Below are 18,875 nucleotides of genomic sequence, written 5' to 3' on the forward strand. Positions count from 1 at the left end.
TGCCCTGCCACCCTCTCCACTACTTCAGAAAACCGAGCAGGGCCGCACGGAACAGGTCCGGCACCTGCAGGTGCGGAATGTGGCCGACACCTTCGAGGGCCACGAGCTTGCTGCCCCTGATCCTGGAACGCGCGGCCTTTCCCAACTCCGGGTAGCGGCCCCATTTGCCCCGCTCGCTTTCCGGCAGCAGGGCTTTGCCCAGCACGGTGCGGTCGGCCTGCCCGATGATGAGCAGCGTAGGCACTTTGAGGTTGCCCAGCTCGTATACGACCGGTTGCTCGTAGATCATGTTGTAGGTGAGCGCGCTGGCCCAGGTGGCCGTGGCGAAATCGGGTTGCTGCAACGCTTCCCATTGAGCCGCCACATAGGGCTCGTATTCCTCCTTCCACGCGGGGTAGTAACCCTGTTGGTATTGCTTCAGCGATTCGTAGGAAGCATTGAGCTCCTGCGCGAATTGCTGGTCGGGGCTGCGCCAGGGAACAAAGCTGCGGTAGTCTTCGAGGCCGATGGGATTCTCGAGCACCAGGCCTTCCACCAGGGTAGGATACATGAGGGCGAAACGCACGGCGAGCATGCCGCCCATCGAGTGGCCGACGACCTGCACCTGGGCGATGCCGAGCGAATCGAGCAGCGCCTTCGTGTTGGCGGCAAGGCGGTGAAAGCTGTACTGGATCGCCGGCTTGTCGGAAGCACCCCAGCCTACCTGGTCGGGCACCAGCACGCGGTAGCCGGCACCGCTCAGGTAGTGGATCACGTCTTTCCAATAAAAGCCGTTGAAGTTCTTGCCGTGCAGTAATACTACGGTACGGCCGTTCGACTGTGCTTCGGGACGTACATCCATAAAGGCCATCTTCACCCGCTGCTGCTCGATGGTCAGCGCCAGGTAACTTACCGGGTACGGGTACGTAAGGGGACTTTGCGCCTTGAGGCCTGCCGCGAGGCAGCACGCGAACAGGAAGATCCAGAATGATTTCATATGATAAAATAAGGGTGGGCAAAGGTAGCACCGGGCCGTTGGGCGGCGACAGTTCCGGAGCCCTCCTCATCCCCGCGAAGTTTTGCGAAAGGCGGGCGAACGCTCCGGACCCGTCCCGGAAATATTTCCGGACCATACCCGGGGCGTTCGGAGGTACCCCGGAAATATTTGCGGACCATACCCGGGGCGTTCGGAGGCACCCCGGAAATATTTGCGACCTATATCCGGAGGATCCGGAGGTACCCCGGAAATATTTGCGACCCATACCTGGAGGGTCCGGAGGTACTTCCCAACTATTTGCGACCTATATCCGGACCATCCGGAGATACCTCCCCAATATTCCGGAACCCTATCCGGACCGCCGGGACCTCCTTCCCAAATGTTTGCAGCGTCACCGATTTGTTTCCGGGAACGATTATGCATAAGTTTCTTATGTATATTTGACCCGATGAAGCCCAATGCCCAGCTTTTTAAGGGATCGCTGACCACGATCGTGCTCAAGCTGCTCAGCGAGGAGGGCCGCATGTACGGCTACGAGATCACGCGCCGCGCGCGTGAGCTCAGCGCGGGCGCCCTGGAGTTGACCGAAGGCGCGCTGTACCCGGCCCTGCACAAGCTCGAGGCCGAGGGCCTGCTGGAGGTGTCGGTGGAAACGGTGGGCAACCGCCCGCGGAAATACTACAGCATCACCCCAAACGGCCGGAAGGAAGCAACTGCGAAGCTCGAGGAACTGAAGGCTTTTATCGGCCAGATGCAGGCCCTGCTGCTCTGGCGCCCCGGAACTGCTTAAACCCGTTGACCGATGGAACTGACCGCCGAACAAGTCGAAATCCTCTTTGCCTTCACCCGCAAGAAATACGTGCACTGGTACGACCTGCAGGCCGAGGTGGTGGATCACCTTGCGAGCCGCATCGAAGAATGCTCCGCCAAAGACCCGTCGTTGTCGTTCGAAACGGCTTTGCAGAAAGTATATAAGGAATTCGGGCTGTTCGGCTTCGCCCACATCGTAAAGGAAAAACAAGCGCAGCTGCAGCGTTCCTCGCGGCGCACCTGGTGGGCGGCCTTCCGGAGTTTTTTCCGCTGGCCGCACGGGATCGGCCTGCTGGCGGCGTTGCTGCTGCTCTGGCAAGTGACGCACTTATTACCGGTGTGGGTGGCGCTCTTTCTACTCATCGGCCCCTACCTCGTATCGGAAGGGCAACTGCTCTGGCTGCGCCGGAAGCAGCGTCGCCTGGCCCGGCCCCTGCTCCTGCTCGAGCTAAGCCCCCTGCGGTTCACAGCCGGGTTCTTTTACCTGCAATTGGCGGTCAATGTCAATGGACATTGGTCGCATACGGGACTGTTTGTGCTGGGTGTGATCACCCTGCTTTGCGTGTTGGTTAACCGGGCTTCAATCGCCGGCCACCAGCGGGTGCAGCGGGAAGCCGAAACGCTGTATCCAGAGGCGTTCGTACCCGCCGGTTGAGCTACCAGATGATCTCCCAGCGGCCATCGGCGTCCTTGCCATACGTAAGGCCATTGCTCATATCGTGGATGTCGCGTCCTGTTTTCGGGTCCATATATCCTTTGACCTCGTATACCCGCACGCCGTTGTTCTCGCGCGTGAGGTACACCACCAGCGCGTTCAGCGTCGGCTGCACGTCGTGCAGCCACTGTTCATCCCCCTCCTTGACAAATGCCTGGCTCATGCTTGCTTGGTTTATTGGTCTATTGGTTAACTAGTATATTAGTAACAAGTACCTACCAGCCGGGGGGGAACCTGTTATTTGCGCCGCGCATTCCATTCACACGCAAACAACAAATCACAAACAACAAACCACAAACTATAATCCTATCTTCAAGAAAGCGGTTCCGGCGGTGGCGGCGGCATGCCGGCAGGCTTCGACTTGTCGTCGGGTAGTGGTATGAAGACCTCGTTGTCGTTAGGAGGAAGAATGATGCGACCTTCTTTCCAATCGGCCTTGGCCTGGTCGATGCGTTCGCGGCGCGAGGAGACGAAGTTCCACCAGATAAAGCGCTCCCCCAGCGGCTCGCCGCCCAGCAGCAGCAGCGTAGCGGGGGTGCGCGCGGTGATGGTCGGATCCACGCCCCTGGTAAACACCAGCATTTGCCCTTCGCGGTAAAATTGTCCGCCGCATTCCAGTTCTCCCTTCGCTACGTAAATGGCGCGTTCGCTGTGTTCGCGCGGCAACCCGAAGCGGGCGCCCGCCTCGAGCAGCACGTGCAGGTAGAACAGAGGTGAGTGCGTGCGCACATCGTTGCGCAGCCCGTAGGCATCTCCGGCAATAAGCCGCATCCACACGCCTTTTTCGGTGAACACCGGCAATTGTCCGGGTTGGTAATTGTCGAAAGAGGGCGCATCTTCCTCGTGCTGTTCGGGCAGTGCCACCCAGGTCTGGATCATCTCCAGCGTGCCGCCGGCCAGCGCTGCCGGGTCTTCGAAGCGTTCGCTGTGGGCGATGCCGCGGCCCGCCGTCATCCAGTTCACCTCGCCCGGGCGAATGACCTGCTCCACGCCGAGTGAGTCGCGGTGCGTCACCTGCCCGCCGAAGAGGTAGCTCACCGTGGACAGCCCGATGTGCGGGTGGGGCAACACGTCGAGCGAATGGACGTTCTGCGGCGCCTCTTTGACGGGGCCGGCGTGGTCCATAAAAATGAAGGGGCCTACCATCCGCCGCTGGCGGAAGGGCAGGATGCGGCGCACTTCGAGCTGCTGGCTGATGGAAGCACTGCGGGCTTCGATAACGAGGTCGAGCATAAGGGCGGGTTGAGACCCGGAAGGTAGCGCCGGGCCGGCCATGGCCAATCAGTCCGGGGCTGGTGAACTTGCCTAATGCGCGAGTAGTTGCAGCCATTCGCTGCGCGAGAATGAGGGCACGAAGGCCCCGTCGCTTTTTACGAGCTCACCGCTGAGGCTGCGCTTCGTTTCCTGCAACTGCAGGATCTTTTCCTCGATCGTATCGGGACAAATCAGCCGCGTGGCGATCACGTGCTTTTCCTGCCCGATGCGGTAGGCGCGGTCGATGGCCTGGTTTTCCACGGCGGGGTTCCACCATGGGTCAACGAGGAATACATAATCGGCTTCGGTAAGGTTCAGCCCGGTGCCGCCGGCCTTGAGGCTGATGAGGAACACCCGCACCGACGCGTCTTCCTGGAAGGCTTTTACGGCGGCGCCGCGGTCGCGGGTGCTACCGGTGAGCCAGGCGTAACCGATGCCGCGCTGGCCGAGCGCCGTTTTGATCAGCGTGAGCATCGACACGAACTGCGAGAACACCAGCACCTTGTGCCCCGGCACGATGCTTTCGAGCTGCTCCAGCAAGACGTCCAGCTTTGAAGAGGCATCGGCACCCACGTGCTCGCCGCCGAGCAGCAAGGGTGAGTTGCAGATCTGCCGCAGGCGCGTTAGTCCGCGGAGCACGTGCAGGGTGTTGCGTTCTACCTCTTCGTCGGCGCTTCCTTCGAGGAAGGCGCGGAACTCGGCTTCGCAGGCGTCGTAGGCTTTGCGTTGCCCGGCGCCCATCGGGCAATGTAGCACGAGCTCCGTCTTCTCGGGGAGCTCCGATGCCACTTCCGCCTTGGTGCGGCGCAGGATAAAGGGCGCCACGCGCTGCTGCAATTCCGCGGCGCGCCGGCTGTTCTTGAACTGGTCGATGGGCACCGAAAAGAGCGCCCGGAAAGCACGCGGGCTGCCGAGCAGCCCCGGCGAAGAAAACGATAGCTGTGCATACAGGTCGAGGGTGCCGTTCTCCACCGGCGTACCCGTGAGCGTAAAGCGGACGCGTGCCTTCAGCCGGTTTACGGCCTCGTAGCGTTGCGACGATGGATTCTTGATCTGCTGCGCCTCGTCGAGGAGCACGATGTTGAAGGATTGCTGCTCCAGCCAGTGACGGTCCGTCAGCAACGTGCCGTAGGTGGTGAGCACCACGTCGTAGCGCTCCATGTTTTTCAGCAGCGGCACACGAGTGGTGCCGTACAGCGTTCCCACGCGAAGGCCCGGTGCAAAGCGCCGCAGCTCCGCTTCCCAGTTGAACAACAAAGAAGTAGGCACTACTACCAGGTCGGGCTCGTCCCGGCCCGCTTCCCGCTGCGCCAGCAGCAGGGCAATGGCCTGTACGGTCTTGCCCAGGCCCATATCGTCGGCCAGGCAGCCGCCCAGGTTCTGTTCGTCGAGGAAGCGCAGCCAGTCGTAGCCGCGCTGCTGGTAGGGACGCAGGGTCGCCTGCAGTCCTTCGGGTAATGCGTAACCCGGTATGGCGCCGGAGCGGAGCAGGGTGGATTCGTAAAGATGCACGGAGCGGCGCACGTCGTCGTCCCAGGTTTCTTCCGCAAACAGTTCGCGTAATGTTTTGAAGGCCGCGCGGGGTACCTGCAGCTCCTCCCCTTCGGGCTCGGCAGCGGCAAACCAGGCGTCGAATTGCCGCACCCAATCTTCGGGCAACAACCCGAGGGAGCCGTCGTCGAGCGTTACGTATTTACTGCGGTTGCGTACCGCGCGCTGCACCTGCGCCAGCGAGGCCTTTTGTTTTCCGTAGCGCACGCCAATGAGCGCGTTGAACCAGTTGATGCCGCTGCGCAGGCGCACACTCACTTCGGGCCGGCGCGCATTGTATTTGTTTCCCTTCAGCGCCGCGAAGCCCAGCACGCCGACGCCTTCACTTCGCCAGCGGTCAAAGGCTTCGAGAAACCAGCCTTCGTCGAGAAAGCGGCGGCGGTGCAGGTAGAAATACGGGAGCCCTTCACCGAGTTGCTCGCCGAAGTGCGGGTGCTGCTGCAGGAGCATCGCGAGGAAATTCGTTTCCGCGTCATCGTCGCGCTGCAGCTGGTACAGCTCGCCCTTCGCGCCGGTGGCATACACTGCCTTGCGCGAGCGCAGCGGCACTTCACTGTCGCCGTATTTCATCACCGGGTTGATCAACACATAGGAGCCCAGCTCGGAGAGGTAGATCAGACGCTCGGGGGGAGTATACAGGCCGAGCGCATCGCCCTCGGCCCGGGGCAGCGGGCGGGCATAGGTATAAACAACGCTTAGCTGCTCTTCAAGTTTCGCAAGAATGGTTTTCTGAAAGGCGCCAAAGTCGTCGGGACGCAGACGCATGCCGGCGGGGTATTGCAGGAAAAAGCGCAGCGCCTTGAGCAACTGCAGGCTTTGGGGGAGAAAGAGGCGATCGCCCTGCCGGAGAAAGTAACCATAGAGCAGGTGCACGGTGCGCAGGTCCACCGCGGCGCCCTCAAGGGTCAGTTGGGGGCGGATGTCGTAGAAACCGTCGGTCTGTGCCACCAGCAGGGCCAGGTCGTGCAGGCCAGTGCCGGTGGTGATGGGCTTTACCGATCCCGCAACGATGCTTTCGGAAAAGTCTTTATCGTGCACACAGATTGTAAAACCGGCCGCGTTTTCCCACACCGTTTGCAGCGCCGCGAAGTCGGCCGGTACTGCCGGCGCCGTGGGATTGTTCTGGAATCGGCTGACGGCGGCATAGAAGCGCAGCTCGTCGGGGTCTTCGGTCTGGAGGACCGCTTCCAGCGGATCGATCGGCGTCAGCGGATTCTTGAATTTGCCTTCCCTGGTTACCGGGGCGCTGAACAACTGGAGCTCGAGCTTTTTGTGAAAGCGGTACTGCTTCAGCACGAGCAGCTTCCGGCCATCAGCTACCGCGGCGGCGGGCCCACGCGGCTCTTCGCGGTGCAGCAGTTGTTCCTCGAGGTCTTTCAGCGGCAGCATGCAGGCGGCAAGCTAGCTCATTTTCACCGGATGAGATCCACGAAGCCATTGAGCCGCTGGCCCGTGTCGCCGATGCGCAGTACATAGTAGTAGGTGCCCGTCGGCAGGGGCTTGCCCTGAAGCGTTCCATCCCAAAGTGGCGCCCTGTTTTCGGTATGGTAGACGGGCTGCCCGTACCGGTTGAACAGGTCGACCGTATAACTACGGTAGGCGCTGAGGGCTTCCACTTCCCAGCGGTCGTTGCGGCCGTCCCCGTTCGGGGTGAAGACGTTGGGTATTTCGATGCGTCGGAATACGCGCACCCGCATCGTGTCGCTGCTGGCCCCGCAGCCGATCAGCGAGGCGACGCTGAGCACGTAGGCCGTGTCCTGTTGCGGGGCGGCTGTCGTTTGCAACGAAGCCGGATCGCCCAGGAAATAAGACGGCGTCCATACAGCGCTCCAGTCGTTGCCGCGCACGCTGCCCGCCAAGTGCAGTGTATCGCCCAAAAAGAGCACGCGGTCGGGGCCGGAGTCGGCCTCCGGCCGGTGCCATACATTCACCTGCACGGTGGCGGTATCGCTGCAGTTGCCCGAGGTGACAATAACGCGGTAGGTCATCGTATCAGGCGGGTTGGCGAATGGGTTGGCGGCGAGGCGGTCGCTCAGGTAGTTGAGTGGCTGCCACTCATAGCCGGCGCCGCCAGACGCGCTGAATTGGGTGCCGGCACCCTGGCAGAACGCCAACGTATCGTCCGCCACCGCGGCCACCGGGCGGGGCCGCACGTCGACGGTGGTGGATTCGCTCCAGGAGCAATTGTACGAGTCGGTGGCCAGCACGGTGTAAATGCCTGAGCGGGAAGCGTCGAGCGGTGCCAGGGTAACGTTGCTGCCGGTAGCGCTGAACCCGCCGGGACCGCTCCAACTATAGGTGGCGGCGCCGCTGGCTTTGAGCTCCAGGCTGCCCCCGGCGCAGGCCGGGCCGGTGTTGGAAGCCGACAGCGCCGGTGGGCGGGCGATCACGAAAACCGTCAGCGGCGGCGAGTAGACCGTGCAGGTGGCGGTGCCCCAGTTGGCAGCTTCGGCCACCGCGAGGCGGAACCGGTAGTTGCCGGGCGCGGTGCCCGCGGTAAAGGGCGCATCGTACGACTGTGTGCTGGCGCCGGCGATATCGACCCATGGTCCGTTGTCGACGCTGCGCTGCCACTGGAAGCGCGGGTTGTTGTAGCCGGTAGACAGGGCCACGGTGAGACGTGGGCTGGCGGCCACACCGAAGCAAATATTTTGCGTGGTGCCTGCAGTGCCGACAAAGCCCGGCGTCATGATCGGGCCGCAGGCGCGGAAGGTGATGTCGTCGAGGAGCAAGTCGTTGCCACAGCCGCCGGGCGCGTTGTTGAGGATGCGGAGCACGGCGCTGCCCACCGTGGGAGGCGTGGTGAAAGAAAGACCGAACTGCCGCCATTCGGGCGACGCCGACGGGTTGATGTTCCCCGTGTTGTATACCTGCAGCAGCGTGCCATCGGGGGCTTCGATGCGGAAGGTCAGGTTGGGCTGCACGGCGCCGGTGCCACAGGATCCGGTGCGCAGCACGTTGAGCACCCAGGCGGAAAACTCGTAGGTGGTGCCGGAGCAGAGCCCGCGGATCGTGTCCTGGTAAAAAACACCTGGGCTGAAGCTGGCATTGACGAGCATGAAATAGCCGCCGGGATCGCCGGTATGATCGGTCGTAACGTTGTGCCAGGAAGAAGCAAAGCAGTTAACCGTGCTGTTGCGGATGCCGTAGAAGCCGTCGCCGGGACAATCACCGCTGATGTATTGGTAGCCGCCTACGACGTTGCTACTGAGCGCGGGACCGGGGTTGCCGCCCGCGCCAAAGGTGATGTTGACGATCGGGTCGCCGAGCGCGCCGGTACAGATCTGCGCACGTGCGGGCAGGACTGCTGCGATACAAAACAGAAAGGTCCAGAGCAAGGTCCGGTGAACCATGGTATTCGGTGGTTTTAAGGCAGCAAGCAGCAGTAGGGCTAAGGTAAGGGGAAAGGGGTATACATCGCAAAGTTTCGGACCGGCATCCCGTTTGCGGAGCAATGGGTTCATTCAAGTCAGGCTATGAAACGAGGAGATGTGATCGGGATCATTGCAGTGCTGTGCGTAGCCGCCGGCCTCTATTTCTATTACGGAAAAAGTAAAACGTCGCCCGCGGCGACGGTAGCCGCGCTGCAAAGCGGGTCCGTGCACATAAAGCAGCGCTGGGACCTTCCCGAAGCGCTCCGGGAAGTGTCGGCCATCGCCTGGGCCGGCAACAACCGCATTGCCTGCGTGCAGGACAATGACGGCATCATCTACTTCTACGACATCGGCGCGGGCAAGGTGGCAGACCAGTTCACGTTTGCGGGGAAAGGCGACTTTGAGGGACTGGCGATCGCGGGCAACACCTATTACGTGCTGCGCAGCGACGGTATGTTGTTCGAGATAACACGGGGCGCCGGCAAGCCCGAGGTACGCACCTACCAGGGCCCGTTCTCCAACCACAACGACTGCGAGTCGCTCAGCTACGACGCGGCCCGCAACCGCCTGCTGATCGGGGTAAAGGAAGCGGACCTCAGCGATGCCTCGCGCAAGGGCGTTTACCCCTTCGATCTCGCCACAAAACAGTTCAGCACAGAGGCTGCCTATTACATCGCCTCGGATAACGCGGCGCCTGCTTCCGGCAAGAAAGGCAAGAAGAAAAAGGCCGGGACCATACGTCCTTCCGACAATGTGCTCATCCCGGGCGGGCAGGGCTTATACGTGCTCGACGGGCCGCGCTCGGAGCTGCTGGTCACGGATGCCAGGGGCAACGTGGAGCGGGTGATCGAACTCGACAAGTCGGTGTTCCCGCAGCCGGAAGGCCTCTGCTTTTCGCCCGGCGGTGAATTGTACCTTTCCAGCGAGGCCGGCAAAAAAGGAACCGCCACGCTGGCCCGGGTAAAACTCGATTGATCAGGCACCGGGTAGCGCTATTCCTCCTTCTTATCGAGACAGCCTGCGTTCGTCGCGACGAAGCCGTACGCATCGGGCAACGACCCGAGCTGCCGCAGGCACCTTCGGGCCCGGCCCTGTTAGCGCATCCAGGCAGCGCTCCTACTCGTACAGCACGGTGATCACGAACAGGAACCGGCCTTGCCTTTCGCCTTGCGATTGCGCGAGCTGGCATACCTGTCCTTCAAAGCTTTCGAGCCATTGCTCCAGCTCCCGGGCCGCACCGGCCGGGTCATTGCTCACGAATTGGCGCACCCGGAGCGGGTGGCAGTTGTTGGATTTTGCGGAAGACATAGTGTACGATCTGGTCACAATATTTCAGGTGGAATTCGTAGAGGTCGGCAGTGTTGTAGCGTCGCTCGAGTCCTTTTTGCAGCAGTGCCTTGGCGCGACTAAGCCGCACCTTCACATTCACCGGCGTGATGCCGAGCAGTTGGGCCGCTTCAGCCACGGAAAAGCCTTCCACTTCGCGCAGCACAAACACGCTGCGGTAGATGAGCGGCATGGATTGCAGGCTTTGCTCGAGGAACCGCGTCAGCTCGCGGCGCGCGATCTCGCCGCCGGCATCAGCCGAAGGCCCTTCCGGTACATCCGCCGTGGCCACTACCTGCGTGCGCTTTTGCTGCTCCTGCAGGCGGTGGTAGCACTGGTTGAGGTGAATGCGCGTAAGCCAGGTTTTGTACGAAGCCGCGCCACGAAATCCACGCAGGCCGGTGTACGCTGCCACCTGCGTTTCCTGCATCAGGTCTTCGGTGTCTTCATGGCCAAAGCCGTAGGTCCGTGCGATCTTGTACAGAAGCGGGTTGTAGCGCCGGATGAGCAACTCGAAGAGCAGCGTCTCCCCATCGAGCACACGTTGCACGATCAGCTCGTCGGGCACATAACCGTTGTCAATGGATGATTGGGTGATCATGGGACTTTTTTTTGAATGCCTACGCGATACGTATAGACCAGCGGTCCGCCGATGTAATTTCCGAAAATCAGCGCGGCCGGCAAAATAACGCGCATCATGACACCGGTTTTAGCGGCACGGAAGGGCTCCGGGAAATGCCGTGCGCCTTTGGCGGCCAGCAGGCCATAGGACAGCAGCACGAACGCGCGCGCTGCGTGGTACAGCAATGCCGGTAGTGCTTCCTTTTGCCGCCGGAAAACGCCGACACTGCCGATGAGTTCCGTCAGCAAAGCTGCGGCCCCACCGGCCACAGCGGCGCACCGGAAATGCGAGGAGGCGGTGCGAATGTGCAGCCCAAAGTCCAGGGCCAGGGCGAGCAAGCCGATGGCAACATACAGCATAGGAGGTACGTTTGCACCTATAGTGTGGCGATGGAACCGAAAGGTTACAGGAGGACGGTACATTTTTTCGGTGCAGCTGCAACAGCGCTGTAGTTTTTGATTTGAGTGCCCGCGCCGGCACCATTACCTTCGCCGCGTGAAACGCTTTTTCGTCATCCTGCTGCTCCTGCTGGTGTCCGCCGCGACGCTTACGCCCTGCTGCAGCTTCGATGACTGCGCTTCGGAGCACGCCAGTGCGGGCCATGAGCAGGACGACAAGGGAGACGGCTCCTGCTCACCCTTCTTTGCCTGCGCAACCTGTCCCGGCTTCGTCTCTACGAGCAAAGCTATCCAACTCCCGCAGCCCCCGCTCCTTCCCGGCCTGCAGCATGCAGCCCGCGAAACCTTTGCCCCACCGCAGCCGGTGTACCGCTCCTTCTGGCAACCACCCCGCGCCTGACCGTATTTCTACGGTAACCCATCTTTTTATTTCAAACAACCATCATGAGAACCCTTTTGACAGGGCTGTTCCTGTGCTGCCTTCAGTTGGCGGCGCAAGCCCAGTCCACCCTTCGCGCCCGCGTGGCCAACGCGGCGGGCGAACCCTTGCCGGGCGCCACGCTGCAGTGGCTGCAAGGCTCCAGAACCATCGCCGCCGACAGCAACGGACTCCTGCTGCTGACCGGCATTCCTGACGGGACGCAGCAGTTTACCCTTTCCTTCGTGGGCTATGAAGCACAGCACCTGACACTTACCTTCCCGCTCGACAGCCTGCTGCAGATCCGCCTGGCGGAAACCGAAGAAGACGAAGAAGAAACCATCGTGGTAAGCGCCACCCGCACGAGCCGCAGCATTGCCAACACGCCTACGCGCACCGAAGTGATCAGCGGGGAAGAGCTGGCCGAGAAAGGCAACATGAAGCCGGGCGACATCCGCATGCTGCTCAGCGAGAGTACCGGCATCCAGACCCAGCAGACCTCCGCCACCTCTTACAACGCCGGCATCCGCATCCAGGGACTCGACGGCAGGTACACGCAGGTGCTGCGCGACGGCTATCCGTTATACGCCGGCTTTTCCGGCGGACTCAGCATCCTGCAGATTGCACCGCTTGACCTGCGCCAGGTAGAAGTAATCAAAGGATCGGCGTCTACACTCTATGGCGGCGGCGCCATTGCCGGCCTCGTCAACCTGGTGTCGAAAACGCCCGGGAAGGCACGCGAGCTGAGCTTCCTGCTCAACGCCACCAGCGCCGGCGGTTTCGATGCAAGCGGCTATTACAGCCAGCGCTACGGCCACGCCGGGCTCACCGTGTACGCCGCCCGCAACAGCACGGCGCCGTACGACCCGGCAGGTATCGGCTTTACGGCGATCCCTAAATCGGAACGCTACACCGTGAACCCGCGGCTCTTCCTTTATGGAAAGCGGACGACAGCGGATATCGGCGTTTCCTATATCGGCGAAGACCGCACCGGGGGCAACATCACTACGGTACGCGAAGGCGGTCTGGGCTTTTTCGAGCGCAACGAGACCGGCCGCGTGACCACGCAGCTGGGCATTGCCCACCGCCTCTCCGACCACAGCCAGTTGCAATTCAAGAACAGCTTCTCGGTGTTCGACCGCGTCATCAGCATCCCCGGATACCGCTTTGATGCCCGCCAACAGTCCGGCTTTTCGGAATTGACCTGGAACTGGCACAACGAACGGGTGCAATGGGTGACCGGCGCCAACTTCCTCAGCGACGCCCTGCGCGAACGAAAGCCGTCGGGCACCGCGCTCGACTATGGGCTGCAGACCTTTGGCCTCTTTGTACAAAACGCGTGGCAACTGAACGGGCGGCTCACCTTCGAAAGCGGCCTGCGCGGCGACTACGTCAGCAACGGGTACGGCTTTGAGCTGATGCCGCGCGTTTCGGCGCTTTACCGTATTTCTACTAACCTGGTGACGCGCCTTGGCGGCGGACTCGGGTACAAAACGCCTACCGTGTTTACCGAAGAGGCGGAGCGGATCCAGCTGCGGGCTGTGCTCCCGATCGATGCGGCCGCTACGAAAAACGAGCGTTCCGCCGGTCTCAACTGGGACCTGCACTACCGCGCCCAGCTCGGCCGCCTGGGCGTAAGTGTCAACACGCTCCTCTTCTACACCCGGCTCAACGGGCCGCTGTTGCCGACGGAGACGGCCGGCGGGATTGCCTTCCTGAATGCGGCCGGACATTTCGACAGCAAGGGCACCGAAATAAACGCAAGGCTGACCTACGGGAACTTCAAGCTGTTCCTTGGCTACACCTATACCGATGCCAACACGCACTTCGGAGTTTCGCGCAGCCCGCTGCCGCTGACGGCGAAGCACCGCCTCAACAACGTACTGATGTGGGAAGTGGAGGAAAAGTGGAAGCTCGGGCTGGAAGCCTACTACTTCAGCCGCCAGCTGCTCAGCGATGGCGATAGTGGCCGTCCCTACTGGATCACCGGCTTTATGGCAGAGCGCAGCTGGAAGCATATCGGGGTATTTGTGAATTTCGAAAACTTCACCGACACCCGGCAGACACGCTTTGGACCCCTTTATACAGGAACGATGGAATCACCGCAGTTCAAAGACATCTATGCTCCCGTGGAAGGTTTTGTCGTAAACGGCGGCGTCAAGCTCCGGCTCTAGACTGGCTTGCCGTCTTGTTCAACCCGTTGGCGCAGCAGGGCGCCAACGGTTTTTTATTGTAGAAATACGGACCAGCTTTCAACGGAGCTGTTCGCCCGGTTGTGGAAGTGGTTGGTGATGAACCGCCCCGGGGCTGGTGGCGACAGCCGATGCGCAGCGGCGGAAGCACGACCGCAGCCTAAAAAACCAACTGCGCAAATGCCTGTTCCTAAGTTCAGTAAGTATAAATAAAAACGCCTATGCCAATCAGCGGCACTTATTGACGAGTATGGCTCCTTTTTTGTTAATTTATTCCCAACTCCCCCTCATCTTTCTGTACAGCTTACTGAAACAAATCGTGGCACCCTTGTGTCCCACCACCACCGGTGCACCCGACTGTGCCGGCACCGACAAAACGTGTATTGCTAACCTGATAACCGGCATCCGACATGTCTTTAGGGAGAGCGTCCTCTTTATGGGATCATATCTGCCCGGGGCTTTGCAAAAGCTCCGACCGGAGCCGCAGCGCCGCCATCAACGGCGCCCTTTCCGATCATTTTCACGCCTGGTATACCGCTGGTAAAAAGCACTCCTTGACTGACAACCGCAATGGCCGCCGGCACCTGCTGGCGGTCCTTTGCTTGCTTGCCGGCGCGCCGGTTTTTGCGCAGTGCCCGCAGATCAGCGCGCAGCCTTCGACGCAGGCCGGTTGCAGCGGCGGATCGGCCACATTCCAAGCCGGCTTCACGGCGAGCGGCAGCGTCAACTACCAATGGCAACGAAAGGCACCCAATGGCTCGTTCACCGACATCCCCGGCGCCTCCGGAACCACCTCGACCTCCCCGGTCTCCCTCGACCTTTCTTCGATCGGGGCGGCACCGAATGTTGACGGCACAGAGTACCGCCTCGTTGTTACCGATGACGCCAACTGCGGCGACACATCAACCGGCGCGGCGCTCCAGGTGCACGTTATTACGGGTATGAGTCCGCAAAACAGCAACAGCCGCATCTGTCCCGGCGGCGACCAGACGTTTACAGTAAGCACCAACGACAATGCCACGCAATACCAGTGGCTGCTGAACGGAAATCCCCTCTCCAATAGCAATTCGGCATCGTTCACCGTCACCAACGCCAACAGCGGTGATGCAGGCGCATACAGCGTGCAGGTTACTTTTTCCGCCACGGGCAGTCCGTCCACCTGCACCCTGACCAGCCCGGTGCGCAACCTGGCGGTAACCGCCACGACGGCGACGATCAGCGGGCCGGCGACGGTATGCGCTAACAGCAGCGGTGCGAGCTACAGCACCGATGGCGGCAACAGCGGTTATAGCTGGACCGTCAACGGCGGGTCGGTAGCTTCGGGCGGCAGCAGCAACGCCATTACCGTCAACTGGGGATCGGCCGGCAGCGGCAGCGTGACGGTGCAATACCTCGAAGCGCCGGACAACTGCCCGGCGAGCGCCACCTACCCCGTGACCATCATTGCCGCACCGAATGTAACCGTGGCGCACCCCGCCGAAATCTGCGAAGGCGGCAATGCAACGCTGACTGCAAGCGGCGCCGGCAGCTACAGCTGGAGCCCGGCCACCGGTCTTTCGGCTGCCACCGGCAATACCGTTACCGCCAGCCCCACGAGTACCATTACGTACACGGTGACCGGCACCAACTCGGATGGCTGCAGCAGCACCGACCAGGTGACCGTCACCGTTGGCCAGGCGCCGAACGTAAACGTAACCGCCTCGAACCCGGGCATTTGCAGCGGCGGCAGCACGACCCTTACGGCAAGCGGCGCCAGCACCTACAGCTGGAGTCCTTCCACGGGGCTCTCCGCCACGACTGGCAGCAGCGTCTCCGCCAGTCCGACGACGACGACCACTTATACGGTCACGGGTACCAACAGTGCCGGTTGTACTTCTACGGAAACGATTACAGTAACGGTGAATCCGAATCCGACCGTCTCCGTTGCCACACCGGCGGCGATCTGCGCCGGGGGCAGCGCGACCCTCACCGCCAGTGGCGCCAGCACCTATAGCTGGAGCCCTTCAACCGGCCTGTCGTCCACCAGCGGATCTTCGGTAACAGCAAATCCAACGACTACTACAACCTATTCCGTAACGGGCACCAATGCCAGTGGCTGCACTGATACAAGGACCGTCACCGTTACGGTGAACAACCTGCCTTCGGTAACCGTCTCGCCCTCGTCGGCCATATGCAGCGGCGGCAACAAAGTGCTGACCGCGGGTGGCGCCAGCACCTATACCTGGAGCCCCGCTACGGGACTTTCCGTTACAACCGGTGCTTCGGTAACAGCCAGCCCGGCAACCACGACCGCCTATACCGTCACTGGCGCTGACGCAAGTGGCTGCAGCAATACGGCACAGGTAACTGTAACAGTGAATACAAACCCGACTGTGACGGCATCGGCGGCGCCTTCCAGTATTTGTACGGGAAGCAGCAGTACGCTTTCCGCCGGCGGCGCGGCGACCTATAGCTGGTCGCCGGCAACGGGACTTTCGGCTACGAGCGGATCACCGGTAACGGCGAATCCCGTCGGCACGACGACCTACACCGTTTCCGGCACTAGCGCTGCAGGCTGCACCGGCACGGCAATGGTGACGATCACAGTCATCCCCAAACCTACTGTCACCGTTTCGCCTACAACGACGACCGTGTGCAATGGTGTGGCAACTACGCTCACCGCGAGCGGCGTCAGCACGTACACCTGGAGCCCGGCTACAGGTTTGTCGGGAACGAGCGGAGCGTCGGTTTCCGCCAACCCTTCTTCGGCAACCAACTACACGGTGACCGGCACTAATGCAGCCGGTTGCAGCAGCACAGCAACAGCAACGGTTGCAACCGGCACGACACCGGTGATCACGAGAGACCTGCCTTTGGACACAGTGGGTTGCCAGCAGAGTCCGATAAGTCTCGTTACCAGCGCCACCGGGACGCCGGCGCCCACGGTACAATGGCAGGTATCTTCCGATGGGGGCGTCACCTGGTCAAACATCAACGGTGCTACCAATCCCATTTATTCGTTTAATGCTTCGCCCAGCCAGGATGGCAAAAGGTATCGGGCCGTATACACGAACAGTTGCGGCCAAGTGGCTTCGAAGGCCGTGACCTTACATATCGGCGCGCCGATAAACGTCCGCACCGACCCGGTTTCGCAGATCGGGTGCAGCAGCGCCGGGTCGGGGCCGACCGTCACGTTCACCTCGTCGGGCAACGGCGGCAATGGCACTATGACCATGTCCTGGCAATACAGCGCGAACGGTGTCGACTGGATGGATATTCCGAATACAACCACGACTTCTAACATCGGCAACTTCTCCACGAGCTATTCCCCGCCGGCCGGCTCGCCTACCGGTTTTTACCGGGCGAAGTACAGGAACGGCGGCTGCGTGGAAAGCTTTTCGGGATCTGCGCAATATACGGTGCAGACCACGCCGGCCGCACCCGTAACCGCGCCCGTGTATTATTGCGAGGACGACATCGCGGTGCCGCTTACCTCTACGGCCGGCAGCGGCAACTCACTGCTGTGGTATACGACGCCAACCGGTGGCACTGGGTCTGCGACGGCCCCAACGCCGTCGACCAATACAGAAGGAACGACTACCTACTATGTAATCCAGCAAACCAGCGGCGGTTGTAAAAGCCCCCGCGCCGCGATCACCGTGACGGTCAGCGACAAGCCCCCGAAGCCGAGGGTGACCACACCGGTGACATATTGCCAGGGCGCGACGACCAGCCCGTTGACGGCCACGGCCAACCCGGGTTACACACTGCTTTGGTACACATCGGCTTCAGGGGGTACTGGGTCGCCTACTGCGCCGACACCTTCTTCGGCAACTGTCGGCAGCACCACGTACTATGTGAGCCAAATTGGCCCAGAACGCTGCGAGAGCTCGCGTGCAGCAATTACAGTGACAATCAACCCGATACCGGTTGTCAATCAGCCAGCAAACCAGACCCTTTGTGCCGGTGCCAACAGCACAGCGGTGACCTTCAGCGGAACACCCGCCAGCGGGGTAACTTATGGCTGGACGAACAGCAATACGGCGATCGGCCTGGGCGCCAGCGGCACTGGCAACATTGCGTCGTTTGTTACGACGAATACAGGTACAACGCCTATCTCGGCAACGATCACGGTAACACCCAAGGTGACCACGAACGGAGTTACCTGCACGGGAACGCCAAAGACGTTTACCATTACGGTGAACCCGAAAACCGTGATCACGACGCCGCCAGCCAACGTTACGGTGTGCGCCGGCGGTACTGCCACGTTTACCGTAGCGGCAACGGGCACCGGTCCGCTTACCTACCAATGGTTCGACTTCGGTCCGTCGGGCAGCAGCAGTACGGCGGTCGGAAGCGGCAGCAGCACGCTCACGCTGACCAATGTAACGGTGACGATGAACGGGAACCGGTACCGGGTGACGGTGACGGGGCTCTGCGGCACGGCAACCTATGATTTCGCGGTGCTGACCGTGCTGGCCAACCCGGTGCTGACGGTGAATGCACCGGCGGTCTGCGCCAACGCGCTTCCGGCGACGGTCTCGGCAACTGCGACACCGGCTGGAACCTACACCTATGCCTGGACGGTGCCTTCGGGTGCAACGCCCCCGGGTAGCGTAGCTAGCTTTACGACATCGGTTGCGGGCGCTTATTCGGTGACGGCAACGAACAGCAATGGCTGCGCCGGTACGGCAGCAGCCACGCTGCAGGTGAATCCGAATCCAACGGTTGCGGTGACTGCGTCGCTGGCGATCTGTGCCGGCAAGAGCACAACGCTGACGGCTTCGGGGGCAACCACCTATTCGTGGAGCCCACCCACGGGGCTATCGGCAACGACGGCATCTACTGTCACTGCAAGCCCGGCGGCCACAACGACGTATACGGTAACGGGCACGACAAGCGGTTGTTCGGGAACGGCGACGACGACCGTGACGGTAACACCGAATGTAACGTCGACGCAAAGCATTTCGGTATGCTCGGGGCAGCTTCCGTACAGCTGGAACGGACAGCGCCTGGGTGCCGCGGGAAGCTACCAGGCCGTGCTCACTTCGGCGCAGGGTTGCGACAGCACGGTTACGCTGACGTTTACGGTAAAGCAGGGCGCGCATACCGATACGACGGCAACAGCGTGTACCCAATATGTGTGGCATGGCACCACGTACACAACCTCGGGCAACTACAACTTCTTCTCCACCGGTGCCAACGGCTGTCCCGACACCGCGACCCTCCACCTCACCATCAACCAGGGCGTGCATACCGA

General features: G+C 61.4%; 14 protein-coding genes. 6 read left to right on the forward strand and 8 right to left on the reverse strand.

Annotation, left to right across the window (positions count from 1 at the left end; all coding sequences use genetic code 11):
• Positions 1 to 19: 19 nt before the first annotated feature.
• Positions 20 to 976: an alpha/beta fold hydrolase gene (locus E0486_RS16050; RefSeq protein WP_131853626.1), complete on the reverse strand. Its 957-nt coding sequence runs from the start codon at positions 974 to 976 to the stop codon at positions 20 to 22.
• Positions 977 to 1,424: 448 nt separating this feature from the next.
• Between E0486_RS16050 and E0486_RS16055 the strand changes: the two genes are divergently transcribed.
• Together E0486_RS16055 and E0486_RS16060 are read left to right on the forward strand one after the other, a co-directional pair.
• A complete protein-coding gene (locus E0486_RS16055; RefSeq protein ID WP_131853628.1) occupies positions 1,425 to 1,766 on the forward strand; it encodes a PadR family transcriptional regulator in 342 nt (113 codons plus the stop codon).
• A gap of 12 nt (positions 1,767 to 1,778) precedes the next feature.
• Positions 1,779 to 2,441, forward strand: a complete 663-nt coding sequence (locus E0486_RS16060) for a hypothetical protein (RefSeq protein ID WP_131853630.1) — start codon at positions 1,779 to 1,781, stop codon at positions 2,439 to 2,441.
• A gap of 1 nt (position 2,442) precedes the next feature.
• Here the strand turns inward: E0486_RS16060 and E0486_RS16065 are convergent, their stop codons facing one another.
• The 4 genes from E0486_RS16065 to E0486_RS16080 all read right to left on the reverse strand — a co-directional run bounded on the left by E0486_RS16065 (position 2,443) and on the right by E0486_RS16080 (position 8,659).
• A complete protein-coding gene (locus E0486_RS16065) occupies positions 2,443 to 2,664 on the reverse strand; it encodes a hypothetical protein (RefSeq protein ID WP_131853632.1) in 222 nt (73 codons plus the stop codon).
• 149 nt (positions 2,665 to 2,813) lie between these two features.
• The gene (locus E0486_RS16070) at positions 2,814 to 3,734 is read right to left on the reverse strand and encodes a pirin family protein (protein ID WP_131853634.1); all 921 of its coding nucleotides are present in this window, start codon (positions 3,732 to 3,734) and stop codon (positions 2,814 to 2,816) included.
• Positions 3,735 to 3,806: 72 nt separating this feature from the next.
• Complete coding sequence (locus E0486_RS16075) at positions 3,807 to 6,695, reverse strand: DEAD/DEAH box helicase (protein ID WP_131853636.1); 2,889 nt, start codon at positions 6,693 to 6,695, stop codon at positions 3,807 to 3,809.
• Positions 6,696 to 6,718: 23 nt separating this feature from the next.
• On the reverse strand, positions 6,719 to 8,659 hold the full coding sequence (locus E0486_RS16080) for a T9SS type B sorting domain-containing protein (protein ID WP_165917376.1): 1,941 nt from the start codon (positions 8,657 to 8,659) through the stop codon (positions 6,719 to 6,721).
• A gap of 123 nt (positions 8,660 to 8,782) precedes the next feature.
• Here E0486_RS16080 and E0486_RS16085 point away from each other — a divergent pair, with 123 nt between their 5' ends.
• On the forward strand, positions 8,783 to 9,655 hold the full coding sequence (locus E0486_RS16085; RefSeq protein ID WP_131853640.1) for a hypothetical protein: 873 nt from the start codon (positions 8,783 to 8,785) through the stop codon (positions 9,653 to 9,655).
• 141 nt (positions 9,656 to 9,796) lie between these two features.
• On the opposite strand, the gene E0486_RS16090 is transcribed toward E0486_RS16085, so the two are convergent.
• The 3 genes from E0486_RS16090 to E0486_RS16100 are packed head-to-tail and all read right to left on the reverse strand — an operon-like array spanning position 9,797 to position 10,987.
• A complete protein-coding gene (locus E0486_RS16090) occupies positions 9,797 to 9,949 on the reverse strand; it encodes a hypothetical protein (RefSeq protein WP_165917377.1) in 153 nt (50 codons plus the stop codon).
• Positions 9,927 to 10,607, reverse strand: coding sequence for a sigma-70 family RNA polymerase sigma factor (locus E0486_RS16095; protein WP_131853644.1), 681 nt, complete (start codon positions 10,605 to 10,607; stop codon positions 9,927 to 9,929). Before E0486_RS16095 ends, E0486_RS16090 begins: the two co-directional genes overlap by 23 nt.
• Entirely contained in the window at positions 10,604 to 10,987 is a 384-nt protein-coding gene (locus E0486_RS16100) for a hypothetical protein (protein ID WP_131853646.1), read from the reverse strand. Before E0486_RS16100 ends, E0486_RS16095 begins: the two co-directional genes overlap by 4 nt.
• Positions 10,988 to 11,123: 136 nt before the next feature.
• Between E0486_RS16100 and E0486_RS16105 the strand changes: the two genes are divergently transcribed.
• The 3 genes from E0486_RS16105 to E0486_RS16115 form a co-directional block, all read left to right on the forward strand.
• Positions 11,124 to 11,426, forward strand: a complete 303-nt coding sequence (locus E0486_RS16105; protein ID WP_131853648.1) for a hypothetical protein — start codon at positions 11,124 to 11,126, stop codon at positions 11,424 to 11,426.
• Between the two features lie 44 nt (positions 11,427 to 11,470).
• The gene (locus tag E0486_RS16110) at positions 11,471 to 13,618 is read left to right on the forward strand and encodes a TonB-dependent receptor (RefSeq protein ID WP_131853650.1); all 2,148 of its coding nucleotides are present in this window, start codon (positions 11,471 to 11,473) and stop codon (positions 13,616 to 13,618) included.
• A 428-nt stretch (positions 13,619 to 14,046) separates the two neighbouring features.
• The coding region (locus E0486_RS16115; protein WP_207906277.1) for a beta strand repeat-containing protein at positions 14,047 to 18,875 on the forward strand (4,829 nt) is incomplete at its 3' end.

The organism is Flaviaesturariibacter aridisoli, assembly GCF_004343705.1.
GTDB classification, from domain to species: domain Bacteria; phylum Bacteroidota; class Bacteroidia; order Chitinophagales; family Chitinophagaceae; genus Flavisolibacter; species Flavisolibacter aridisoli.